Genomic DNA, 24351 nt, shown 5'->3' with positions numbered 1-24351 from the left:
GCAGGACCCGAACAGCATCGCCCGCAGTGGCCCTTCGGCCGCGGCGCTGGAAGCCTTCATGCGCCAGCCGGGGCTGTACCCGTATCCGTCGCAGTATTCCAACTCGCTGGACCGCAACCCGTGGAAAGCGCAGATCGAAGCCTTCCTCAACCGCCATCCGGTCGGCTCGCCGGCCGAAGGTCGTCCGCCTGGAAAAGGYTGGTCGCACCAGCGCTGGAACGAGTTCTACCCACAGGTCGCCTTCAAGACCGCTCAAGCAGGCGCCAAGCTCAACGGCGGCATGCGCGACCGCCGACAGTTGCACAACTACGCCGTCGGTGAGTTCGGGCCTGGCGGGCTCTACAACCAGACCTCGGACACCCCGGTCATTGCGGGCACCACCAAAGGCATCGACACCCGCTTTCACCCCAACATGCCGATTCAGAACCACAAGGCGCTCTGGACCTTCGACGGCACCTTTCCGCCAAAACTGCTGATGGTGCGGTACGGCCAACCGGTGCTGATGCGTCACTACAACGCCCTGCCGATCGATCCGTCGGCCAACATGGGTTTTGGCCTGCACACCCTCACCACCCACGAACACAACGGCCACTCCCCGGCTGAAAGCGACGGCTATGCCAATGCGTTTTTCTTTCCGGGGCAGTACTACGACTATCGCTGGCCTGTCCAGTTGGCCGGTTACGACACCATCAACACCAGCGCCCAGGATCCGCGCGCGGCGTTCCCCTGCGCCCCGGGCGAAACCCTGTATGTCAACGATGCCACGCCGGGCCTCAAGACCTGCAACAACGGCAGCATCAAGATCCGTGGCGACTGGCGCGAAACCATGAGCACCCACTGGTTCCACGACCACATGCTCGATTTCACTGCGCAGAACGTCTACAAGGGCAACGCGGTGATGATGAATTACTACAGCGCCATGGATCGCGGTAACGAAGCCCTCGAAGACGGCGTCAACCTGCGCCTGCCCAGCGGTTCGGCGTTGCCCTGTATACCCGCGTGCCGTTCCACATGATTGCCAACGACGGCAACCTCATGGAACACGCCGTGCCGTTCGACGGCAGCATGGACCTGGACGGTGACGGCGACCTGCAGAACCACAACGCCATCCTGCCCACCATAGGCATCGCCGAACGTTACGACATCATCGTCAACTTTGCGAAAAACGGGATCAACACCGGTGACAAGCTGTACTTCGTCAACCTGATGGAGCACCAGACCGGCAAGGGTCCGGAGATTACACCGCTGAGCCTGGCCGATGTGCTGTCCGGGAAGTACAAAGCGGTGCTCAAGTCGGGCAGCAAAGGGCTGGAATGGGACAACGGCGACCCGGTGGTGGGCAAGTTCCTGCAGCTGGTGGTCAAGCCTTATGCCGGCCAGGACGTGAGCATGAACCCCGCCGACTACGAACCCGCCAAACCGGGTAAAGCGGCCGGCAAGGTCATGATCCCGCTGACCCTCAACCGCGACGATCCGGTGGTGCAGGCCACGCTCAAGGCAGCGCGGCATCGTGAGTTCATCTTCGGTCGCTCCGACGGCACCGACGCAGCCCCCTGGACCATCAAGACCGACGGCGGTTTCGGCTACACAATGGACCCACGCCGGATCAGCGCCGCTCCGCAACTGGCCAACGGCCCGACCGATGCCGGGTTCTCCGGCGACGGCACCCTCGAAGTGTGGAAAATCAAGAACGGCGGCAACGGCTGGAGCCACCCGGTGCACGTGCACTTCGAAGAGGGGATCGTCCTCCACCGTGACGGCAAGGAGCCACCAGAATGGGAAAAATGGGCACGCAAGGACGTCTATCGTATCGGCGAGGGCATCGACAGCTCGCAGGAAGTGGAAATGGCGATCCACTTCCGTGAATTCGCCGGGACCTACATGGAGCACTGCCACAACACCCAGCACGAGGACAACGCCATGCTGCTGCGCTGGGATATCGAGCACCCCGGCCAGTTCCAGTTGATGCCAACGCCCCTGCCCGGCTGGGACGGTGTCAACTACGTCAACTCCGCCGCGCTGCCAACCTTCCGCACTGGCGATACCCGTGTCAACGATGGCGATAACAAAAACCCGATCGCCAACCCCGACAGCGCCGTCAGCGACAACGGCCAACCACTGACCATCAACGTCCTGGCCAACGACAGCGACCCTGACGGTAACGTGCCACTTAAAGTGGTGGGCCTGGCACAACCGGATTCCGGCAAGGGCACGGTCACCACCGATGGTGCGCGCGTGATCTACACACCACCGGCCACGGTCCCCGCGCCGTTCACCGCGACCTTTACCTATAAGGCCGCCGATACGAAGGGCGCGGAGTCGGCATCGGCAACGGTGTCCGTGGCGGTCTCGGCAGCGGTCAACGAGAGCCTGATCGTCACCAGCGCTACCGTCACCGCCCGCAGTAACAGCCGCTACTACTGGGTCCTGTCCGGCACCACCTCGCGTGGCACGGGCAATACCATCACGGCGACTGCCACGGTCGCAACCGGTACGGCGAACCTTGGCACCGCCACCCTGACGCCTACGGCGACAGGCGCGCGCTGGAATATAGCGGTGACGACCGTCGGCAGTGGCCCGTCGGCTAGCCCGACGGCAACCATCAAATCGGCCTTCGGCAAAACCGTGACAGTGCCAATAGTGGCGAACTAGAGCGGGTTGATCGGCGCCCGGTCCATGCAATGTGGATCGGGCGCTTTTTTTTGTGCAGCTCCCACCTTTGAATCAGCGTCGTACACAGATTTTGCATTCACCAAGGATCAAATGTGGGAGCGAGCCTGCTCGCGATGGCGGAGTGTCAGGCGACATCTCTTCGACAGTTCTGCCGTCTTCGCGAGCAGGCTCGCTCCCACAGGAGGAATGTCGTCGACCGGAAGTTAACGCTCAGCCCGAGTCACCGCTGCGGCGCCACCATCCGAAAGCGGATATTGATCTCGTTGGACACCACACTGTCCGCCCACTCGCCATCGCCGATCTTGAAGTCGTCACGCTTGAGCACCAGTTGGCCCTCGAAGATGCCGATGGCGCTCTCCGATTTCAGCAGCACCGGTACACTCACTTCCCGAGTGAGCCCCCGCAGGGACAGTTTGCCGGTGATGGTGTAGCGGTTATTGCCCAGGGCCTTGATGGATGTCGACTCGAACGTCGCCACCGGATAAGTCGCGGTGTCAAACCACGCCGTTTTTTGCAGCTCGGTGTTGGCGTCGCTGCTGCCGGCGTCGATGCTCTTCAGGTAGATGGTCAGCGCGGCATGGGCGGCGCCAGGGTTATCGGTGTCGAAGTCGAGATTGGCCTCGAACTTGCCGAAAGTGCCGTAGCTTCGCGAACCCATCTGCTGATAGGTGAAACTCAAGGTGCTGGCCTTGGCGTTCACTTTCTTGTATTCCACGGCTTCAGCGAACGGCACCAGGCCGAACACCAACGTGCCGGCCAGAGCGACACAACGCGCGGATCGAAGGTTCATGACACTCTCCGGGAGGGCTCCCGTGTTGAGTTGGCGTGCCGCACACGAGGGGTGGCATCAGTTGACTAAAGCAAACAACCGGCCTTTATTCCACCTCACGCGGCGATTTGCGACCACCTGCAGATGGCCGTCAGCGCTACCCGCACTCCCCGCGCTGCCACGCCCGCTGCAACAGCTCGATCACCTCGGCATCCGAGGTCTGGGTAAAATCCATGTACCAATGCCCAATCGAAGTGAACCACTCGGGCAGCAGCGGGCAGACCAGTTCATCCACCTCGCTGCGCAGCGCCTGCACCGTCTCGATCGGCGCCACCGGCACCGCCACCACGATGCGCGAAGGCGCCTGCACCCGCAGCGCCTGGATCGCCGCCCTCATTGAAGCGCCGGTGGCCAGGCCGTCGTCGATCAGGATCACCACCTGATCCTTGAGCTGCACCGGCGGCCGCGTGCCGCGGTAGACCTTCTCGCGGCGCAGCAGCTCGCCGGTTTCACGTTCGACCACGGCGTCGAACGCAGCGCGATCAATCGGGTGCACCCGCAGTGCCTCTTCATTACGAATCTGGATACCGCCGCTGGCAATTGCGCCCATGGCGTACTCCGGGTGGGACGGCACGCCGAGCTTGCGCACCAGCATCAGGTCCAGGCGAACCTTCAGCGCCGTGGCCACCTCATAAGCCACCGGCACGCCGCCACGGGGCAAGGCCAGAACGATGACGTCGGGGCGATTAGCGTAAGGCTGCAGCGGCTCTACCAAACGCCGCCCGGCCGCTGGCCGGTCTTGCAGGATGGAATGGGACAAGGGGTTCATATGAAAACCTCCCCAGGCAGGCATGCCTGTCGTGCACAAGTACTACGAACACCGCTACCCCTGTGGGAGCGGCGATGCGGCGATCCGACTTGCCCGCGAAGACGTCAGTACAGTCAACCTCTACATCAACTGAACCACCACAATCGCGAACAGGCAATCAAAAAAACCACTAAACCAACCGCTCAATCTTCTGATGCTGCCACACCAGTTTGTAATACAGCGTCTGCAACACCAGCATCCCCAGATACGCCACCGGAAACGCCATCCACACCCCCTGCAACCCGAACTTCGCATCCAGCAGATACGCCGCCGGCAACTGAATCCCCACCACGCAGACAATGGAAATCGCCACCGGCACCATCACCGTGCCACTGGCGCGCATGATGCCGCCGATGATCGCCTGGAAACCAAACACCAACAGGCTCCAGAGCATGATGTGCAACAGGTGCCGGGCCATGGTCCGCGTCGCCTCTTCGGTGAGGAACGACGCCAGCAACCAGTGCGACAGCAAATACCCGAGCACCACCAGACCACCGGTCAGGCACACATTGATCATCAGCCCGGTCTTCAAAATCGGCCCCATGCGCTCGATGCGCCCGGCCCCGATCGCCTGCGCCCCGAGGATCGACGCGGTAATCGCAATCGACAGCGCCGGGAACTGCACGTAATTGACGATCTGCGTCACCGCACCATACGCCGCCGTCGCCTGGGAACCGTGCTGGTTCACCAGCGCCAGAATCACCAGCTCCGACAGCGACAACACCACCATCTGCAAGCCGGTGGGCAAACCGATGCGCAGCACCTTGCCGAGAATCGCCATGTCCAGCTTCATCGCGGCAAAGAACTCCCGGTCCGGCGCCAGTGGATGGCCCTTGCCAATCAACCGCCACGCCAGCAACCCCATCGCCACCAGGTTACCCACCAATCCGGCAACCGCCGCACTCTGAATCCCCATCGGCGCAAAACCCAACCAGCCGCGAATCAACGCAGGCGTCAGCGCCAACCCCACCATGGTCGACACCACCAGCGCCAACAACGGCGACAACGTATCGCTGACCCCGCGCAGCAACTGCGTGAACAACACAAACACCAACAGCGACGGCATGATCCACAACATCACATGGGCATACGCCACCGCATCGTCCAGCACATCCGCCGGCGTCCCCAACCCCACCAACGCCGACCGCGCAAACACACTCCCCACCACCGCCGCCACCAACCCGATCAACAGCCCCAACAACACCGTCGCCCCGGCAATCGCCTTCACCAGATGCGTCTCCCGCGCACCCCACGCCTGCCCGATCAACACACCCGCGCCAGCGCCGAGGCCGATGACCAGGGCGATGAAGAAAAACACGATGGGGAACATGCCCGACACGGCGGCCAGGGCTTGAGTGCCGAGCATCTGGCCGATGTAGATGCTGTTGACTGTGCCGGACATGGATTGCAGGAAGTTCGACAGGACCATTGGGGCGAGGAACAGCAGGTAGGTTTTCCAGAGGGCGCGTTGGGGGGTTGGGGTTTGCATGAGCGAAGGTCCATCTCGACGGCGAGAGCGATGAGTAAGGATAGCGTTGGTGACTGAAACCAAGGGGCGGTGAACATCTCAGGTCTGTGTTTATATTTCCAGCGACGTGAGGGGAAAGGTCTGAAGTTTCATCGTCAGAGGTCCTACACAAAGCTCGGAATGCCTCACCTTCCCGCGCTGATCTCGTGCGGCTTATAGTCGGCGCCGTCGCCCAAATGGCGGCCGGGTTTGGCGACCTGAACACAGAGAATGACCAACTGACGGCCTTGAGCCCATCAACCAGAGATCATTCAAAATGAATCGATATATGCCTCTCACCGGAATCGACCTGGTTCCGGCTTCCCTGCTCATCGACACCCAAGCCCCACTCGACGTCCTGCAAGCCATGGCGGATTACCGTATTCGGACGGTTACGCAGGTGTTGGAAAACATCGCCTATCGCTCCGAACTCGGTTGCGACACGGTGGTGTTGGAGGACTTTTCCAAGCTGCTGGTCATTCCATTGCGGGATGGTTGTGATTTGATGGATGTGATTGGCCGGCGGTTGCGGGCTCAGGCTGCGGAGTAAAGAAAAACGGGTGCTCTCGCGCCCGTTTTATTGCTACTCCAGAAAGGGGTTACCCGTCAGCTTGATTCGAGGCCGCGAAAAACCAATCAGGCGAAGATACTCAATATGCCCGTAACAAAGAGAAGAGCCGCTGCGGCAGCGGCTCAACCTGGGAAACCTTCGATGATTTAAACGACTGGACAAGGGAACCGGACGACCACGAAGTGATGGCGACTGTCACCGCTCTCTGGCACCTGCGTTCAGGCACTTGGTGCTGTCAATCAAAGGTATATTTGCCTTCGAGCATGAATGCCGGCTCTCTCCAGTTGGGCCCTCTCACAACTCCGGTCCCACTATATTTGATAAATCCGGCATCACACATTTTATGGACGAGGTTCAATAGCCCTATGTTGTTCTCCACATGCGCCCATTTAGCCAGATTATAAAGGCCGTCAAGCCCAGGTAAAGAAATGCCTAATTCATTTTTGGTAAGAAACAGAATTACCTCTTCAGGTTTTTCGTTAAGTATGATGGTTGCAATGACGCTCATTATTTCACCCCTCCAAGTTCCTTGTACTCTCGTTCACTTTGTTTTCGATACGCCTCTATAGCATCAGGCGTATAGAGCAGTTCAAAAGCATCTTTGACTTTGTAGTCCTCCAGCGTCGCGGCGTGAGTATTGTTCCAAATAACACCTTCGTCACTCGGATCTACACCGTCAACCACACCTAATGCTCTGAAACGTTCCAGCTCTCTGATTTCATGAGTATAGAAGCGTTTGTCCACATCTGTAATTACCAGTTTACCCAACAGAATTTTTTTCAAGCGATCAATCATGATGGCATTGGCATCCGAAGGCCTGAAACGTCCCGTATGCAATTTGACCAAGTCAATACCCGCTTGGCTCACGGTAGCACTTGTCCAATCGAGATCGAGGATTGGGCCTCCAGCTTTGGCAGGATTGAAAAATCGACCGCTGTACTTTCCCCTTGTGGTTGCTCCTTCATAAGGACTATTAAAAACAACGTAGATTGGCGGCAGACCGCTTTCAATCGGAAAGCAGTAAATGCAATCCCTGAAATCAGGCAATTCGACCGCGGGTAAGGTTTCAGGCTGCACAAGCAATGGCGACAGCGTAACTCCAGTGTAAGTCGGTACTTGCGCAGGGCGGGCGGGCGAAGTTGTCGAGCCGTCCCCCAAGTGAATAATGGGAAAACTGAGGATAATGGGCGGTGTATCGTTTGACGTGAAAGTGTAACTGCTGATCGTTGGATCGAATGCAAATGCTCGCACTGGCACTTTTGCCGAGACACTCCCTCCAGCTGGGGTTGCAACGAGTGTGTATTGGTTAAGGTCGCCAAAAATCCTATAAGGAAGGTCAATGGTTCCTTCGGTAGCGGCGATTTCATTCAGGTTTGACGGCGGCTTTGGCAAAAAATTGCTACCGGGAAGTGTGAGAACGGTTTGAGGAAAGCGTTCGCCGTTAGCAAGAGCAGGTGAATAGAACAAGGCCCCGATCCCAACAGCAGTGGCCCGACTGATAAGTGCCTCCCCCAACCCTGCCAACAACTTAATGCCTTCATGGATCACTGCCCCGAAGGTCCAACCTTCGGCGACATGGATGGCAATGGCACCCGCCACAGTGCCCGCCTCTATGCCATTACCAATGTGTAACCTGTAGGTGTAAGCGACTTCGCCCCTTGCCAAGGCGCTATGGATTGCCGCGTCTGCAGTTGTGGAAGCGTCCTCCAGAATGGAGATGGCTTCGACAAGGATTCGTTTAACGTAGGCGGCAGTTAGCGATAATAGATATTCTTCATAAAAGCTTTGTCGCACTGCCATATCGTCTTCTGCATCCGCATTCGATGCAAATACCGCGGCACTCATTTTTCTGTCTAGCGACAATGCGTCTAAACCATTATATAGTAGTGCATCGAGCCAACATCTATGGATTCTGGCCCTTTGCAGAAGTTCTACAATGATCGCTTTCTTTTTTAAGGCAGCTTCCAACGCATTGAACCCCTGCCCGTCAATGGCTGCGACTATGCGTCTTTCTAGATAATCTCGAACATTCGGTGTAGCACCAGAAAAAACACTCGTTATCTGATCGTGCACCGAAAGTCCTATCGCCTCCAACTTTTGGTATGCGTTACTGGGGTTTTTGGTACTCTCAATACTATGGGGCGTAGTAACTGCCGGGACAGTCCCATCCCAAAACAAAACACTATCGAAGCTTGAAGGAAAAACTTGGGCTTCTGTAGCTTGAATCTGTCGAGACTCAGGCGTTATTAAAGGTGAATAATGTGTAATTGGTTCTTGCATATAGCGCTCCATGCACAATATCAATTCCATAAAATAGACAGAGCAAAAGTTATGCCGCAACAACGTAGCATTTTCAATACTTCAATATTTACTGTATACGTCGCGCACGAAAGATGATGGCGGCAGTTGCGGGCGCAGGTGGGAGAGTGACTACATTTGGGCGCCGAGGGCGCCTGTATTCTTCTTTTGGTCTAGTCCTGAAACAGATTTACACCTGTTTCACCCAAACGCCCCAACCATCGGCGCAAGGGTAAAAGACTAGACCAGTCGGACTACCAGGGCGGCGACAACAAAGATTGTCAGTGCCAGGGCGGCACCGATGCCGAACGGCACCACAGTAGAGCGGATCGCGTTCGGGGCGGGACTACGCATCTCCTCGACAAAAGCTGCAACGTCGCGGTGCAGTTGTTCAATGCTGGCTTGATTCGTAGGTTGTGTGGACATGCTGCTACTTCCTGTGTGGGTCACGAGTCGTATCTGTTGTGGCGGGTACGAATGCTCAAGACTTCGCCCATAGGCTGACAGCAGCGACGATAGCGGTCACCATACCAGCCCCTACCGCGATCGGGTACCAGAAGGTCTCTTGCCTGAGCTTGCGTTCTTCTGCCGTGAGTTTTCGGGTTTCGGCCATGGACCTTCGGATTTCGAGTTGCAGCTTATCGAGTTCCAGATTGTCGCGGTCGTTTTGTAGCATGGCTCATCCCTTCGCGCTTTGCTGTTCAAAAGGTTCTCCCCGAACAACCGGTGATCCCCCCTTTCTACGCCGTCAATATTTCCCGTTTTTCATCTTTGGAATAGCGGGATACTCCTGCCGAAGTTGTAGGCAAAATCCGAGGATTGCGTAAGGGGGTCTATCAATGGGGCTGAAAACAAAAGCCGATCGCTCACAACACACGCCCCAAGAGCCAATCGACCCTGCCCACAGTCGATTAGCTAAACTTCATCAGTAAACCACTTCGCGAATCCCTGAAAATTCAGGAGGCGAACCATGAGCAAACAACCTCAACCCCAAAGCCGCTCCAACCCCCAGCCCAGATCCCGTCCGCTGGTGCCGAACCTGCCGAGCAAAAACACCGGCAAAAAGTCCGGTCGATTGCGCAGCAACTATCCGCCGAAGAAATCGTAATTGCCTCGGATGTACGGCAGGCTTTGCACTGGAGTCTGTCGTACTCCCCCCGTCAATTCGGCATTACTGCCTCTATATCGGACATTGTTTTTCCACAAGCGGCGTCGTACCCGCCTGGAATGACGGCCAAGGGCTACGCCCTCCACTGTTTCTCAAATACACCTCGACCACGCCGGAAATCGATTTGCTTAAATGGCTCAGCGTTAAAAGACCTGTGGCGAGGGAGCTTGTCGGGCGCTTGCAGTCGGTGCAGAGCATTGCGCAGAACACGGCGGATGATGTGCAGACGCTGGCGTTGAGCAGTCGGCGTTTGCCGCCGACTGCGACTCGGCTGGATGCACTGGGGCGGACGTTTCATCAGTGATGCAGTCGTGGGCGCGGCGTTTATTCCCAATGGAAAAACGGCGGGCAACCCGCAGGCCAGGCAAGTGCAGGCGCTACTTGAGGGCGTCGCAGCGAAGTAATTGAATACGGGCGCCTGATTTGTATTTGCTGGCGATCGGCATTCCAGAATCCTGGAGTTTTTTAAATAAAAATGTGAAATAAAACGCGAAGGCAACTCAGTTAAAAAGCTCCACAAAGCCATACAAAAACCAACAAAGTAAGGCTTTTAAAACGATTATCTATATGAAATAAAATGTGAAGACAATTCTGGCGATACAAACTGCCATGTCCTTATTCACCTCGAAATCCTGGCTGGACCCGGTTCCCCCCGGAGTCATTGCCTCCATCGATCATTGATAACGAGTTATCCAGGCTTATAAAAGTCGGCCTGGTAGAAAGCCGGACGCCAAAATCCAGAGTCGTGCCCCCCGGCCTGCCCGCCTGGTTTGCCCAGGATGTCTTTCCAGACCTGCATCGTCGGTTTCAGTAACACATAGCTTCAGCAAGATCGCGGCCCTATTGCATTGGCATGTTAGGCCCATCCGTCGCACCAATATTGCTCTACAGACTCAATAAATCTACATTTGAATCTATAGATGCAACCCAAGGACACAAACATGGCCGTCCCCATCCAAGCCCAATCCTTCACAAAAAACCAATGCGTCACCGGCCTGCGCGCCGCGGTGAGCATTCTGGAAAAGTGGCACGCCACCAGCGACCAGGCCTGCCGCATCTTGCGCATTTCCCGCAGCACCTACACCCGCGCCCGGCAGCGGGACCCGGATTGGGCGGTGGCGCTGGATGCAGACCAGATGCAGCGCATCAGTTTTGTGCTGAACATGCATGCGACGTTGCGGCTGGTGTTCGACAACCCGGACAACGTGTATGGCTTTGCCTCGATGGCCAATGACAACGAGTTTTTCAACGGGCGTTCGCCGCTGGAGATCATGGCCCAGGGCGACATGATTGCGCTGTATGAAACCTTCCGCCGCATCGACATGCTGCGGGGTGCGCAATGGTGATGGCGAGTGAGCTGGCCGCGTTTGCTGGTCAGTCGTTGCAGGCTTATCGCTTGGTCAATTCGAAGTTTCCGCCCATTGCGTTGTTTGATGATGTGGCGGATGCGGATGAGTTCGAGGTGTTGTTCGAGATTCAGGCGCTGACCAATCCGCGGTTGAAGAATGAGCTGGGCCAGCTTGAGTTGATTGCGCGCAGCGAGATTCCGTTCGGGATTGCGGGTTGCTCCTACGCCATTGCGCCCTTTACCCACGTCAACCCGGCGGGGTCGCGTTTCAGTGACGGCAGTTTTGGCGTGTTGTACCTGGCTGACTCGATGGAAGCGGCGTTGGCCGAGGTCAGGCATCACCAGGCTCTGTATTGGTCGAAGGTGCCGAGCCTGAACTATGAGCGGTTTGTGTTTCGGGGGTTGGCCTGTGCATTTGGCGATGACGGGATGAAGGACGCTGCGGCCCTGCCGATGAGCGATCCGGTGTATGCGCCGGACGACTACAGCTATTCCCGTGTTCTGGGACGGACGGTGCGGGACGCCGGTTGTCCGGGTTTGCGTTATCACTCGGTGCGGATGCCGGGCAGTTATTGTTGGGCGTTGATGACGCCAAGGCCTGTTTCGTCGATTGTGCAGACGGCTCATTACGAGATGGTCTGGAATGGGCAGATCACGAGTGTGAGTCAGATCAGTGAGGCTTGACCCCGTTGTCAGGTGCATGAAAACCTGTGGGAGCGAGCTTGCTCGCGATTGCTGTGTGTCAGTCGACACAAATGTTGAATGTGAAACTGCCATCGCGAGCAAGCTCGCTCCCACAGGGGGGTTCGATCCATTGACTGCGTCGATAGTCACCATTGATTCAATGAAGTTCTCTTAAAAAATCCCCGGCGTAACATCAGCTCCATACCAACCCATAAGCACCCCGGAGCACACCATCATGAAACGCCAGACCCTCCTCAGCATCGCTTTCTCGGTTTTCGCAGTTAACGCTTTTGCCGCCACCTCCGCTCAACCTGTGGTCGCTGAAGGCGGCTCGGATCGTCTGATTGAAAGCCGTGTGGCTGAGGGTGGTTCCGATCGTCTGATCGAGAATCGTGTGGCTGAAGGTGGCTCGGATCGCCTGCTGGAAAAACGTGTTGCCGAAGGCGGTTCCGACAAGCTCCTGCAAAACCGCGTTGCTGAAGGCGGTTCCGACAAGCTGTTGCAAAACCGCGTTGCCGAAGGCGGCTCCGACAAACTGCTGGAAAACCGCGTCGCCGAAGGCGGTTCGGATCGTCTGATCGAAAGCCGCGCTGTCTGAATGCAGTGCTTTACCGCAGGACTCAACGAAAAGCCCGGCCTCACCCGCCGGGCTTTTTCGTGCGGGTCATCAATTCGTCGGTTGTCCGTGCGCTTTCGCGTATCGCGAGAGACCGATCTTGATGGCGACCAGAATGGGCGCGGCAAAGACGAACAGCAGGGCCACGGCGAAGAACGCCGTATCGAAGGCAATCACCGTGGCCTGACCTGACACCGCCTTGCCCAGCAGGCTGGTGGCTGCCCGGCCAGCGGCCACCTGATCCATACCCTTCCCTACCAGCATCGCGGTTGTGGTTGTCAGCCGTTCGATGACCGCGACCCCCCCTGGGGTGACGTTGGCGCCGAGGACCACGCCATTGCTGACAACCTGATGGTCGATCAAGGTCTGAAGCCCGGCGACGCCCATTAAGCCCCCCAACTGGCGCCCGGTATTGAACAGGCCGATGCCGTTGGCCAGGTTGCGGCTATTGAGGTGGGTGAAGGCGATCAGGGTGATCGACAGAAACAGGAAGCCAAGGCCCAGGCCGCGCAACAGGATGGCCGCCATCATGTCGTCGCTGCCGCTTTCGTTGGTGGAGCCGGAGAGCATCCACATCGCCGCCATGATCAGCAGGATGCCAAAGGGCACGGTCGCCACCGGTGGTACGCGGCGGACCTTGATCAACCAGGCAGCGATGAGCAGCGAGCCGACAAAAAAAACGCCACTGGGCAACAGGAGCAGGCCGGCATCGGTCGGTGTGAATGCGAGTACCGACAGGGCGAACGCCGGGATCAGGTAGGCACTGCCGAACAGCGCGGCTCCGGCGATGAAACTGACGATAAAGGCAAAGGTGAAATCGCTAGTTTTGAACAGGCTGAAGTCGAGCAGCCCCTGGCCGTTGGCCAAGACCTGTTGGCCGAGAAAGGCCAGCAGCGCGGCGCCGCCGATCACCGTCAGTATCAGGATGCGCGGCTCCTCGAACCAGTCCCAGCGGCTGCCCTGGCTGAGCACGTAAGTGAAGCAGAACAGCACAGCACCGATCAGTGCACAGCCGAGCCAGTCGAACGAACGTTGCCGGCCCCTGGCGGGCACGGGGTGGTCAGCGATGAGCAAGAGCCCCGTCGCCGCCAGGGCCAGCGGCACCACGCTGAAGAAAATCCAGGTCCAGGACTGGCTGTCGATCAACCACCCTTGCAGGGCTGGCGCGAGGGTCGCCGACGCGACCACGGCCGCCATGGCGAACAGGGCTTGCAGGACCGGCTGAAGGGCACGCGGATAGCCGCGGAAAATGATTGCCTGGCCCGCCACCAGCAGAGCACCGCCGGCGAAGCCTTGCAGGATGCGCAGTGCGATCAGCAGCTCCAGCCGGGCGGTAACGGCGGCCACGCAGCACGCCAGGCCCATGACCAGGGTGGCGCCGATGATCACGTTGCGCACGGAAAATCGCTGCATCAGCCAAGGGGCAAGCATGAACCCGATCAGCTTGAACGCGATGTAGCCGACATCCAGCCAGGCGAACTCATCAGGCGTGGCATAGGTGTCGCCGATGATGTCGCTGCGGCCGAGGGCCAGCACGGTGCTGGCGATCGCTTCCGTCAACGTCGCCAGCACGATGCCCACCATGAGCAGGACGCCGTTCGTCGTTCTGGCGCTGCTCGGCGTGGCACAGGCAACGCTGCTCATGAACCTGCCCCTTGCGCAACCTCTACCCGCGCGGACAGGCCCGGTACGATGCGCCCCGGCAGCGGATTGTGGGCCAGGCGGATCTTCACCGGCACGCGCTGCACGACACGCACAAAGTTCCCGGTGGCGTTGTCGGGCGGCAGCAGGCTGAACGCCGAGCCACTGCCCGGTGCAAAGCTGTCGACCACGCCATCGAGTGCCGCATCGGGGTAGCCATCGACCGTGACGCGCACGGGCTGACCGGGGCGGATATGTTCGAGCTGGGTTTCCTTGAAGTTCGCCACGATCCACACATCGTTGACCGGCACGATATCGAGCAGGGAGCCGCCCGGCGTTACGAAGCGGCCGAGGCGAACCTGACGGTTACCGACCACGCCATCCACCGGTGCGTGCACCACGGTGTGATCGAGATCGATCCGGGCGAGATCCCGCGCGGCCTGTGCCTGGGTCACTGCGGCCACGGCAGCCTCGCGCTCGGCCACAAACACCGCGATGCGTTGCTGTTGTGCCTCGACCGTGGCCGAAGCGGCCGACACCGAGGCCACGGCTCTGGATTGCGCCGTGCCGGTTTCATCGACCAGGGCCTGGCTGACCGCGTTGCTGACGATCAGTTTGCGGCTGCGGTCGTGGGTCTTGGCCGCCAGGCTCATGTCGGCGGTGGCAGAGCGCCTTTGCGCTTCGGCCTGCCTGATCAGCGCATGCTGAAGCTGGATCTGCGCGTCGACATGGGTCAGGCGCGCCTGGGCGGCGCTGACATTGGCCTCGGCTTGCGCAAGTCTGGCGCGATAGTCGCGGTCATCGATACGAAACAGCACATCACCGGCGTGCACGGCCTGGTTGTCCTCGACCTCGACCGCCGTGACATAGCCGGCGACCTTGGCGGCGAGCGAGGTGACATCCCCGCGGACATAGGCGTTGTCGGTCGAGGTCACGCCACTGGAAAACGCCAGGGCTCCCCAAACCGCCACGACCATCAAGGCCGCGACGCACAGCAACAGGCCGATGGTCTTGCGCTTGTTTCGCCGCACCACGACCACAGGCGTTGCGCTACTTGCGCTGGTGACAATGGCGGCCTTGTCCAGGAGCGAGTTCATTTTTTCATTTCCTGTTCAGTGCCAAGAACTGACGCAGCCACTGGGCGGCAGGGTCTGCCGCCCGGCTGTCGAGCCTTCATGAGCGGGTTGACCGGCTCACTGTTTGATCGGTGTGACGAGTACCTTTTCGTCGGTGTCGAGGACGAACACCGCCAACAGGCGTGCAGGTTGGGTGTCGCTGGCGTTGGCGCTGACCAGGTGCACGGAACCCGGCTCTTCTACGAAGTTTTCGCCGGCCTTGTAGATCTTTTCCGGCTGGCCTTTGACCTGGATGCGAAACGAGCCCTCCAGCACCGTTGCATAGATGAAGGCCGTTTTCGGATGGGTGTGAGCCGGCGACGCGGCACCCGGCCCATACTCGACGACCACGCCTCTCATGCTCTTGCCAGGGATGTTGGGAATGGGACGGTCAAACACCACCGTCACCTTGCCGGGAGGCGGCTCGGCGGCCGCCGCTGCGCTGATCGAGAGCGCTGCGAAAACAGCAGCCATCAGCAATCGGGTAACCATGGGATTTCTCCTGGATTCGTAGGGATATGTGAGGGTGCGATCCGTTACTGCGCCGTCGACCGGGCCAGCCAGTCGTCGAAGCGGATCGCCCCCAGGCGTGCGTTCTTGCCGGTGACCAGCGATTGATCGTTGAGCACGGCACCGAAGTAACGCGCATGCACGTCCGGCACGACCTTGCGGCTGTCCTGGGTCGCCCGCAGATAACGCCTGGCCAGTTCGTCGATCGGCATGGCTTCCGGGCCGCCGACTTCCACCGTGCCATTGACCGGTGCTGCCAGCACGACATCGGCCAGCGCCGCTACCACATCGTCGGACGCAATCGGCTGGATCAGCGCCGGCGAAGCATGAATTTCCTCGCCAACGGCGAACGACTGGACAATGCCGCCGGCAAACTCGGAGAACTGCGTGGCACGCAGAATGGTGTAAGGCATGCCGGACGCCTTGATAAGGGCTTCCTGCGCGACCTTGGCGCGGAAATAGCCGGTATCGGGAAGCCGTTCGCTGCCGACAATCGACAGGGCAACATGATGACGAACCCCGGCAGCGGCTTCGGCGGCCAGCAGGTTACGGCTCGACGTTTCAAAGAAATCGAGAACGGCCTGGTCCTCCCACGACGGCGCGTTCGCCACGTCGACCACCACATCAGCACCATCCATCGCTTCGGCCAGGCCTTCGCGGGTGATGCTGTTCACGCCGGTGCTGGGGCTGGCGGCGAGCGCGTCATGGCCGCGCTCGCGGAGTGTATTCACAAGTTTCGATCCGATGAGGCCGGAGCCTCCGATGACGACGATCTTCATGACTTTTCTCCACTTGTCGACTGCAACCATTGCGTCGGTGTAGAGAGATTGCCTGCGCGCATCAGGCAAGTCCTTGCGCCGGGCTTGGGTTTACCTTGGCGAGCGCTTGGATTTATGTCCAAAGCTACTGAGGTTCTTCCAGGCTCCCTTGCCGCTGACGGTGCAGCGGGTGTCGAGCTGCCGTATCATCTGCCTCAGTTACCAACCACCCGCCGCCTGGGACACGGAGTTGAGGGCGCTTTGCCAGGGGATGCTCAACTTGCCATTTGCGTTTGAAGACTACGTACTCGATCAGGAGCGCCGGGAGCTGACCTTGCGCGGGCAGGTCGTAGCCGTCGGCCCGCAGGTCTTCGACCTGTTGCTGCTGTTCGTCAACAATCCCGATCGAGTCCTCAGCAAGGACGAATTGCTCAATTCAGTGTGGAGCGGCCGGATCGTTTCCGAATCGACAATCACCAGTCACATCAATGCGGTGCGCAAGGCCATTGGTGATACCGGTGAGGAGCAGCGCCTGGTGCGTACCGTCGCCCGCAAGGGCTACCGTTTCGTTGGCAGGATCAACGGCGCCATGACCGGGGAAGCGCGACAGTCTGATATCGATGAACGCTCGACCGCTACCCCGAAACAAATCCCCTCCTCTACGCTCGCCCTGCCGGATAAACCCTCGATTACCGTCCTGCCGTTCCAGAACCTGAGCGGCGATCCGGAGCAGGAGTACTTCGCCGACGGCGTCGTGGAGGACATCATCGCCGCCCTGTCGCGGATTCGCTGGCTGTTCGTCATCGCGCGCAATTCGAGCTTCACCTACAAGGGCCAGGCCGTGGACGCCCAGGGCGTTGGCCTGGAGCTGGGCGTTCGCTACGTGCTCGAAGGCAGCGTGCGCAAGTGCGGGAACAAGGTGCGCATTACCGGACAACTGATCGACGCGACAAGCGGGGCGCACATCTGGGCAGAGCGCTTCGAAGGCCTGCTCGACGATATCTTCGAACTGCAGGACCAGATCGCCGAAAGCGTCGTCGGCGCGATCGCGCCGCAGCTGGAGCGGGCAGAAATCGAACGCGCCAAGCGTAAGCCGACGGACAGCCTGGACGCCTACGACTATTACCTGCGCGCCATGGCCAAACTGCACAGCGGCACCCGGGAAGCCATCGAGCAGGCGCTGCCGATGTTCTACCAGGCCATCGAACTCGATCCGGAGTTTGCCTCGGCCTATGGCATGGCCGCCTGGTGCCACTTCTGGCGCAAGCTCAATGGCTGGATGGTCGATCGGCCTGCAGAAATCGCCGAGGGCATACGGCTGGCGCGGCTGGCGGTGACCCTCGGTCGCGATGATGCCGTCGCGTTGACCCGGGGCGGACATGCGCTGGCTCACCTCGCCGGCGAAGTCGACGGCGGCATTGCACTGCTCGACCGGGCGCGCCTGCTCAATCCCAACCTCGCCCCCGCCTGGTTCCTGGGCGGTATCCTGCGGGCGCTGCACGGTGAAACAGACGCTGCCATCGAGCATTTGAACCATGCCGTTCGCTTGAGTCCGCTGGATCCGGAAATGTTCAGGATGCAGGTCGGGATGGCGCTCGCGCATTTCTTCGCCGGGCACTTCAATGCCGCTGCGGACTGGGCGGAAAAGGGACTGGGCAACCTGCCCAGTCTGCTGGTTGCGGCGGCGCTGGTGGCGGCCAGTCATGCGCTCGGCGGACGAATGGATAAAGCGAAGTGGGCGATGCAACGTCTGCAAAAGCTGGATTCTTCTTTGCGCCTGGGCACCCTCAAGGACTGGCTGCCCATTCAACGGCCTGAGGATTTCGCCCGTTTCGTCGATGGACTGCGGCTGGCCGGGTTGCCGGAGTGAAGGCGACCAACCCTGTAGGAGCGAGCTTGCTCGCGATGGTCGTCAACGATGACGCGGGGGTTCTGATTAATCGCGGTGTCTTCGAGTCCATCGCGAGCAAGCTCGCTCCTACAATTGCAACGGTAGGCTAAGCTTTGAGCAACTCGTTGCTCATGATGCTCGGTTCTGCAGGTTTTGGGTTTTTCTGGAGAGCGTCTGCAACAGCTATCCCAGACTGGCCCCAACCTTTCACGCAGGATTGCCGTGATGACCGAGCCCCTTCTCAGCTTTGATGCACTCAAGCGCGCCGCGGCTGCCGGCGAAATCGATACCGTGCTGGTCTGCATGGTCGACATGCAGGGACGCCTGGTCGGCAAGCGCTTCCAGGTCGAGTTTTTCATCGACAGCGGCCACGAAGAAACCCACTGCTGCAACTACCTGCTGGCCGATGACATCGACATGGAGCCGGTGCCGGGTTACGCCGCGGCCAGTTGGAGCAAGGGTTACGGCGATTTCGTGCTCAAGCCCGACATGTCCACCCTGCGGCGCGTGCCCTGGCTTGAGTGCACGGCGCTGGTGCTGTGCGACGTGCTCGATCATCACCATCGCCAGGACCTGCCCCACAGCCCTCGGGCGATTCTGAAAAAGCAGGTCGAGCGCCTGCGCGAGCGCGGCTATACCGGCATGTTTGCTTCGGAACTCGAGTTCTATCTGTTCGATGAGAGCTACGAGGCGATCCACCAGCGCAACTATCACAAACCGAAAACCGCCGGCCATTACATCGAGGACTACAACATCCTGCAGACCACCCGCGAGGAGCCGGTGCTGCGGGCGATTCGCAAGCACTTGCAGGCCTCGGGCATTCCCGTGGAAAACTCCAAGGGGGAATGGGGCCCGGGGCAGGAAGAAATCAACATCCGCTACGCCGACGCCATGACCATGGCCGACCACCACGTCATTATCAAGCACGCCTGCAAAGAGATCGCGCAGTTGCAGGGCAAGGCGATCACCTTCATGGCCAAGTGGCGCTACGACGCCGCCGGTTCCAGCAGTCATATCCATAATTCGCTGTGGGACAAGAACGCCAAAAAGCCGCTGTTCTTCGACGCCAAAGCCGAGTTCGGCATGTCGAAACTGATGCGTGCCTGGGTCGCCGGGCAGCTCAAGTACGCCAACGACATCACCTGTTTTCTCGCGCCCTATATCAACTCCTACAAGCGCTTTCAGGCTGGCACTTTTGCGCCGACGCGGGCGGTGTGGAGCCGCGACAATCGCACCGCCGGCTTTCGCTTGTGTGCTGAAGGCAGCAAGGCCATTCGCATCGAATGCCGCATCGGCGGTGCCGACCTCAACCCCTATCTGGCCTTCGCCGCGTTGATCGCGGCAGGTTTGGCCGGTATCGACGAGAAGCTCGATCTGGCGCCGCCGTTCGAAGGCGACGCCTACCTCGATGAGCATTTGCCGGAAGTGTCCAAGACCCTGCGCGAGGCAAGCGCCGCCCTCAAGAGCTCAAGCATGTTGCGCGAGGCGTTCGGCGATGAGGTGGTCGACCATTACGTGCACACCGCCGAGTGGGAGCAGAAGGAGTACGACCGGCGAATCACCGACTGGGAATTGCAGCGCGGTTTCGAGCGCTACTGAGAACATCATGACTGAGAAGGTACAACTGATCTCCCCGGTCGATGGCCGGGTGTATGTCGAACGCGAGGTGGCCGATGCGGAGCAGGTCGAGCAGGCACTGATGGCCGCTGCCAATGCACAGGCGTCATGGCAACGCCGCTCACTGAGCGAACGTGCGACTTATTGCAGTGCCGCGGTGGACGCGATGCTGTCGATGCAGGCGGACATCGTGCCGGAGCTGGCCTGGCAGATGGGCCGCCCGGTGCGTTACGGCGCCGGCGAGCTGCGCGGTTTTGCCGAACGCGCCCGACACATGATCGCCATCGCTCCACGGGCCCTGGCCGCTGTAGAGCCTGCGCCCAAGGCGGGTTTTCGACGCTACATCAAACGCGAGCCGCTGGGCACGGTGCTGGTGGTCGCCCCGTGGAACTACCCCTATCTGACGGCGGTGAACACGATCATCCCGGCGCTGATGGCCGGCAACAGCGTGATCCTCAAGCACGCGTCGCAAACCCTGCTGGTGGGCGAGCGTTTCGCCGAGGCCATGCGTCGCGCAAAACTGCCCGAAGGGCTGTTCCAGAATCTGCTGCTCAACCATGTGTCGACCGGGGCGATCATTACTTCCGGGCGCGTGCAGCAAGTGAACTTCACCGGTTCCGTGGAGGCTGGCAAAGTCATGGAAAGCGTCGCCAGCGGACAATTTCTCGGCATGGGCCTGGAGCTCGGCGGAAAAGACCCGGCCTATGTCCGGGCAGACGCCAACCTTGAACATGCGGTGGAAAATCTGGTGGACGGCAGCTTCTTCAATTCCGGGCAGAGTTGCTGTGCCGTGGAACGCATTTATGTCGACCAGAAAATCTTCCCGGTGTTTGTCGAGCGCTTCGCCGAATTGACCCGCCAATACGTGCTGGGCAACCCGCTGGACGAAGCCACCACCCTCGGCCCGCTGGTGACACCGGGCGCCGCATTCTTCGTTCGTGGCCAGATCGCCGAAGCTATGGCCCAGGGCGCCAAAGCGCTGATCGATCCGAAGTCCTTTCCCGCCGACGTGCAGGGCAGCGCCTACCTCGCGCCGCAAGTGCTGGTGGACGTGACCCATCAAATGTCGGTCATGCGCGACGAAAGCTTTGGCCCCGTGGTCGGCATCATGCCGGTGGCCAGCGATGAAGAAGCCATCGCCTTGATGAACGACAGTGAGTTCGGGCTCAGCGCTTCCATCTGGACCCAGGACCTCGCAGCGGCCGAACGCCTGGGCAACGAGATCGCCACCGGCACGGTGTTCATGAACCGCTGCGATTACCTGGACCCGGCTCTGGCCTGGACCGGCGTGAAAAACAGCGGGCGCGGCGTCACCCTGTCGCCATTGGGCTACGAGCACCTGACCCGGGCCAAATCCTTTCATCTGCTTCACGAGGTGTAGACCATGAACCTGACAGGAAACTGGAGCTACCCCACGAGCGTTCGGTTCGGTGTCGGGCGCATCGCCGAGCTGGCCGACGTCTGTCGCAGCCAGGGCATCCAGCGCCCCTTGCTGGTGACCGACAGCGGCCTGGCGCGCGCGCCGATCACCACGGCGGCACTGGATGCGTTGCGCGCCGCCGGTCTTGGCGTGGCGCTGTTTTGCGACCTCAAGCCCAACCCGGTGGAAGCCAACCTGGCCGGCGGGCTCGACGCCTGGCGTGCCGGCCAGCACGACGGCGTGATCGCGTTCGGCGGCGGCAGTGGCCTGGACATGGGCAAGCTGATTGCCTTCATGAGCGGCCAGACCCGCCCGGTCTGGGACTTCGAAGACATCGGCGACTACTGGACCCGCGCCGACGACAGCCGCATCGCCCCGATCATTGCCGTGCCGACCACGGCGGGAACCGGTTCAGAAGTCGGTCGTGCGGCGGTGATCATCGACGAGCGCACCCACACCAAACGCATCATCTTCCACCCGAAAATGATGCCGCGCGTGGTGATCAGCGACCCGGCCCTCACCGTCGGCATGCCGGCGAAAATCACCGCCGGCACTGGCATGGACGCGTTATCCCATTGCCTGGAAGCCTACTGCGCCCCCGGTTTTCACCCCCTGGCCGACGGCATTGCCGTGGAAGGCATGCGCCTGGTAGCCAATTCACTGGTGAAGGCGGTACACACGCCGTCGGACCTCGAGGCGCGCGCACAAATGCTCGCGGCGGCGGCGATGGGCGCCACGGCATTCCAGAAAGGCCTGGGCGGGATGCATGCGCTCTCGCATCCGGTGGGTGCGCTGTACGACACCCATCACGGCATGACCAATGCCACCTTCATGCCCTATGTCCTGCAGTTCAATCGCACGGCCATCGAGGAGCGCATCACCCGCCTGGCCGCGTACCTGCGCCTGCCCTCACCCGGCTTCGACAGTTTCATGGCCTTCATCCTCAAGCTGCGCAAGGACATCGGCGTGCCCCATACCCTGTTTGAACTGGGCGTGGATGACCGGCAGGCCGACCTGATCGCGGACATGGCGGTTGTCGACCCCTGCGCCGGCGGTAACCCGCTGCCATTGACCCGGGACGGCGTGGCAAAGATTTTCGACGCGGCGTTTCACGGCCGTCTGTAGGAGCGAGCCTGCTCGCGATGAACGTCAACGATGACGCGGGGAGCCTGACACCCCGCGTCTTCCTCAAGTCCATCGTCGGAACGCCGCCCGGAGCAAGCTCGCTCCTACAGAAAACCAAGGTCGAGCCTACGGCGGCTCAGTTCGACCTGTCCAAAACCTGAAGGGGCACACATCATGAACCCAGCAAGCCAGCCGGGCACCGAAACGCACGACGATGACGTCAAGGTGCTGCACAGCATGGGCTATGCCCAGCAACTCTCACGACGAATGGGGGTTTTCTCCAACTTTGCGATTTCCTTTTCGATCATCTGCATCCTCTCGGGTGGCATCAACTCGCTGGCCCAAGGCACTTCGGGCGCGGGGGGTATATCCATCGGCATCGGCTGGCCGATCGGCTGCCTGATCTCCGGGGTGTTCGCCATGGCCATGGCGCAGATTTCCTCGGCCTATCCCACCGCTGGCGGCCTGTACCACTGGGGCTCGATTCTCGGTAACCGCTTCACTGGCTGGCTGACCGCCTGGTTCAACCTGCTGGGACTGGTCACGGTGCTGGGCGCGATCAACGTCGGCACCTACTACTTCTTTTTCGGCGCCTTCGGACCGGCACTGGGCATGGAGGATACGACCACGGTCAGGGTGATTTTCCTGGCGATCCTCACGGGCTTGCAGGCCTTGTGTAACCACTTGGGCATCGGCCTGACGGCCAAGCTCACCGACTTCTCCGGCTACCTGATCTTCGCCACCGCGCTGGCACTGACCATCGTCTGCCTGATGTCGGCACCCAGCTATGAATTCGCGCGGTTGTGGACCTTCAGCAACTATTCCGGTGAGGCGGGTGGCAGCGTCTGGCCGCAGGTCTCCAATGGCTGGGTGTTCATGCTCGGCCTGCTGTTGCCGATCTACACCATCACCGGCTATGACGCCTCCGCGCACACCTCCGAAGAAACCCGCAACGCGGCCATGTCGGTGCCGCGCGGCATGGTCATGTCGGTGGTCTGGTCGTTACTGTTCGGCTGGCTGATGCTCAGCGCGTTCGTGCTGATGCTGCCGAACATGGACGAAGCGGCCAAGCAAGGCTGGAACGTGTTTTTCTGGGCCATGAACACCCAGGTCAACCCGACCTTGAAACTGGTGCTTTACGTGGCGATCTTCATCTCGCAGGTGCTCTGCGGGCTGGCCACCGTCACCTCGGTTTCACGGATGATCTTCGCCTTCTCACGTGACGGCGGCCTGCCCTGTTCCAAAGCCCTGGCCTCCGTCTCGCCGACCTTTCGCAGCCCCGTGGCAGCCATCTGGACCGGTGCCACCCTTGCCGTCCTGTTCGACTGGGGCTCGTCGGTGATCTCGGTCGGGGCAACGCCGGTCTATACGATCGTGGTGTCCTGCACGGTGATCTTCCTGTTCTTCTCCTTCGCCATTCCCATCGTGCTCGGCCTGTTTACCTTTGGGACTTCGAAGTGGCCGACCATGGGGCCGTGGAACATGGGGCGGTTCTGGTACTCGGTGTTCGCCATCCTCTCGATCCTGTCGATGATCATCATTTTCGTCATCGGCATCCAGCCACCGAACGATTGGGCGCTGTACATCACCATCGGCTTCCTGATCCTGACCGCCATCGTCTGGTTTGGTTTTGAAGCGCGGCGCTTCCAGGGGCCGCCGGTGGGCGACATGATCGTCAAGCGCCAGGCTGAAATCGCCGCGGCGGAAGCGGCATTGAACAGCAAATAAAGGGCCTGTAGGAGCGGGCTTGCCCGCGAAGGCGGTATGTCAGG

The 24351-nt window shown here is 60.2% G+C and carries 22 protein-coding genes and 1 pseudogene; 12 read left to right on the top strand and 11 right to left on the bottom strand.

Going from position 1 to position 24351, the window contains the following annotated elements:
• A pseudogene (locus AC1DKH_RS21755) lies at positions 1-2652 on the top strand (Ig-like domain-containing protein); the annotation flags it as partial.
• A 241-nt stretch (positions 2653-2893) separates the two neighbouring features.
• Here the strand turns inward: AC1DKH_RS21755 and AC1DKH_RS21750 are convergent.
• From AC1DKH_RS21750 to AC1DKH_RS21740, 3 genes are all read right to left on the bottom strand, one after another.
• Positions 2894-3463, bottom strand: coding sequence for a YceI family protein (locus tag AC1DKH_RS21750; protein ID WP_477799254.1), 570 nt, complete (start codon positions 3461-3463; stop codon positions 2894-2896).
• Positions 3464-3599: 136 nt separating this feature from the next.
• Positions 3600-4271, bottom strand: coding sequence for a phosphoribosyltransferase (locus AC1DKH_RS21745; RefSeq protein WP_477799253.1), 672 nt, complete (start codon positions 4269-4271; stop codon positions 3600-3602).
• A 169-nt stretch (positions 4272-4440) separates the two neighbouring features.
• Entirely contained in the window at positions 4441-5799 is a 1359-nt protein-coding gene (locus tag AC1DKH_RS21740; RefSeq protein ID WP_477799252.1) for an MATE family efflux transporter, read from the bottom strand.
• A 295-nt stretch (positions 5800-6094) separates the two neighbouring features.
• On the opposite strand from AC1DKH_RS21740, the gene AC1DKH_RS21735 reads away from it, so the two are divergent.
• On the top strand, positions 6095-6367 hold the full coding sequence (locus AC1DKH_RS21735) for a hypothetical protein (protein ID WP_095946406.1): 273 nt from the start codon (positions 6095-6097) through the stop codon (positions 6365-6367).
• Between the two features lie 256 nt (positions 6368-6623).
• Here the strand turns inward: AC1DKH_RS21735 and AC1DKH_RS21730 are convergent, their stop codons facing one another.
• From AC1DKH_RS21730 to AC1DKH_RS21715, 4 genes are all read right to left on the bottom strand, one after another.
• Positions 6624-6896, bottom strand: coding sequence for a hypothetical protein (locus AC1DKH_RS21730; RefSeq protein ID WP_477799251.1), 273 nt, complete (start codon positions 6894-6896; stop codon positions 6624-6626).
• Positions 6896-8668 carry an S-type pyocin domain-containing protein gene (locus tag AC1DKH_RS21725; protein ID WP_477799250.1) on the bottom strand — a complete coding sequence of 591 codons (1773 nt, stop codon included), beginning with the start codon at positions 8666-8668 and terminating at the stop codon, positions 6896-6898. The genes AC1DKH_RS21730 and AC1DKH_RS21725 overlap by 1 nt, the downstream gene beginning before the upstream one ends.
• Before the next feature lie 258 nt (positions 8669-8926).
• Positions 8927-9112: a hypothetical protein gene (locus AC1DKH_RS21720; protein ID WP_108217924.1), complete on the bottom strand. Its 186-nt coding sequence runs from the start codon at positions 9110-9112 to the stop codon at positions 8927-8929.
• A gap of 55 nt (positions 9113-9167) precedes the next feature.
• Complete coding sequence (locus tag AC1DKH_RS21715) at positions 9168-9362, bottom strand: hypothetical protein (RefSeq protein ID WP_477799249.1); 195 nt, start codon at positions 9360-9362, stop codon at positions 9168-9170.
• 294 nt (positions 9363-9656) lie between these two features.
• Between AC1DKH_RS21715 and AC1DKH_RS21710 the strand changes: the two genes are divergently transcribed.
• The 4 genes from AC1DKH_RS21710 to AC1DKH_RS21695 all read left to right on the top strand — a co-directional run bounded on the left by AC1DKH_RS21710 (position 9657) and on the right by AC1DKH_RS21695 (position 12484).
• Positions 9657-9794 (top strand): hypothetical protein, encoded by a 138-nt coding sequence (locus tag AC1DKH_RS21710; RefSeq protein ID WP_414876219.1) that lies wholly within the window; start codon positions 9657-9659, stop codon positions 9792-9794.
• A gap of 1001 nt (positions 9795-10795) precedes the next feature.
• Positions 10796-11200 carry an antitoxin Xre-like helix-turn-helix domain-containing protein gene (locus tag AC1DKH_RS21705; RefSeq protein ID WP_477799248.1) on the top strand — a complete coding sequence of 135 codons (405 nt, stop codon included), beginning with the start codon at positions 10796-10798 and terminating at the stop codon, positions 11198-11200.
• Complete coding sequence (locus AC1DKH_RS21700; RefSeq protein WP_477799247.1) at positions 11194-11886, top strand: RES family NAD+ phosphorylase; 693 nt, start codon at positions 11194-11196, stop codon at positions 11884-11886. The genes AC1DKH_RS21705 and AC1DKH_RS21700 overlap by 7 nt, the downstream gene beginning before the upstream one ends.
• A gap of 235 nt (positions 11887-12121) precedes the next feature.
• Positions 12122-12484 (top strand): hypothetical protein, encoded by a 363-nt coding sequence (locus AC1DKH_RS21695; RefSeq protein WP_477799246.1) that lies wholly within the window; start codon positions 12122-12124, stop codon positions 12482-12484.
• A gap of 69 nt (positions 12485-12553) precedes the next feature.
• Here AC1DKH_RS21695 and AC1DKH_RS21690 read toward each other — a convergent pair whose 3' ends face one another.
• From AC1DKH_RS21690 to AC1DKH_RS21675, 4 genes are all read right to left on the bottom strand, one after another.
• On the bottom strand, positions 12554-14146 hold the full coding sequence (locus AC1DKH_RS21690; RefSeq protein WP_477799245.1) for a DHA2 family efflux MFS transporter permease subunit: 1593 nt from the start codon (positions 14144-14146) through the stop codon (positions 12554-12556).
• Entirely contained in the window at positions 14143-15240 is a 1098-nt protein-coding gene (locus tag AC1DKH_RS21685) for an HlyD family secretion protein (protein WP_477799244.1), read from the bottom strand. Before AC1DKH_RS21685 ends, AC1DKH_RS21690 begins: the two co-directional genes overlap by 4 nt.
• A 96-nt stretch (positions 15241-15336) precedes the next feature.
• Positions 15337-15750, bottom strand: coding sequence for a cupin domain-containing protein (locus AC1DKH_RS21680; protein ID WP_477799243.1), 414 nt, complete (start codon positions 15748-15750; stop codon positions 15337-15339).
• A 44-nt stretch (positions 15751-15794) separates the two neighbouring features.
• Positions 15795-16547 carry an SDR family oxidoreductase gene (locus AC1DKH_RS21675; RefSeq protein WP_477754283.1) on the bottom strand — a complete coding sequence of 251 codons (753 nt, stop codon included), beginning with the start codon at positions 16545-16547 and terminating at the stop codon, positions 15795-15797.
• Between the two features lie 259 nt (positions 16548-16806).
• Here AC1DKH_RS21675 and AC1DKH_RS21670 point away from each other — a divergent pair, with 259 nt between their 5' ends.
• The 6 genes from AC1DKH_RS21670 to AC1DKH_RS21645 all read left to right on the top strand — a co-directional run bounded on the left by AC1DKH_RS21670 (position 16807) and on the right by AC1DKH_RS21645 (position 24307).
• Complete coding sequence (locus tag AC1DKH_RS21670; RefSeq protein ID WP_477799242.1) at positions 16807-18396, top strand: winged helix-turn-helix domain-containing tetratricopeptide repeat protein; 1590 nt, start codon at positions 16807-16809, stop codon at positions 18394-18396.
• A 246-nt stretch (positions 18397-18642) separates the two neighbouring features.
• Complete coding sequence (locus tag AC1DKH_RS21665; protein WP_477799241.1) at positions 18643-20016, top strand: glutamine synthetase family protein; 1374 nt, start codon at positions 18643-18645, stop codon at positions 20014-20016.
• 7 nt (positions 20017-20023) lie between these two features.
• Positions 20024-21415, top strand: a complete 1392-nt coding sequence (locus tag AC1DKH_RS21660) for an aldehyde dehydrogenase family protein (protein ID WP_477799240.1) — start codon at positions 20024-20026, stop codon at positions 21413-21415.
• Between the two features lie 3 nt (positions 21416-21418).
• A complete protein-coding gene (locus AC1DKH_RS21655) occupies positions 21419-22579 on the top strand; it encodes an iron-containing alcohol dehydrogenase (RefSeq protein ID WP_477799239.1) in 1161 nt (386 codons plus the stop codon).
• A gap of 17 nt (positions 22580-22596) precedes the next feature.
• A complete protein-coding gene (locus AC1DKH_RS21650; protein ID WP_477799238.1) occupies positions 22597-22740 on the top strand; it encodes a hypothetical protein in 144 nt (47 codons plus the stop codon).
• A gap of 13 nt (positions 22741-22753) precedes the next feature.
• A complete protein-coding gene (locus tag AC1DKH_RS21645) occupies positions 22754-24307 on the top strand; it encodes an amino acid permease (RefSeq protein ID WP_477799237.1) in 1554 nt (517 codons plus the stop codon).
• Positions 24308-24351 lie beyond the last annotated feature (44 nt).

The sequence above is a fragment of the Pseudomonas sp. 05L36 genome, from assembly GCF_056398125.1.
Note: the sequence above shows the minus strand (reverse complement) of the source record. Positions and strands in the feature narration are given on the sequence as shown.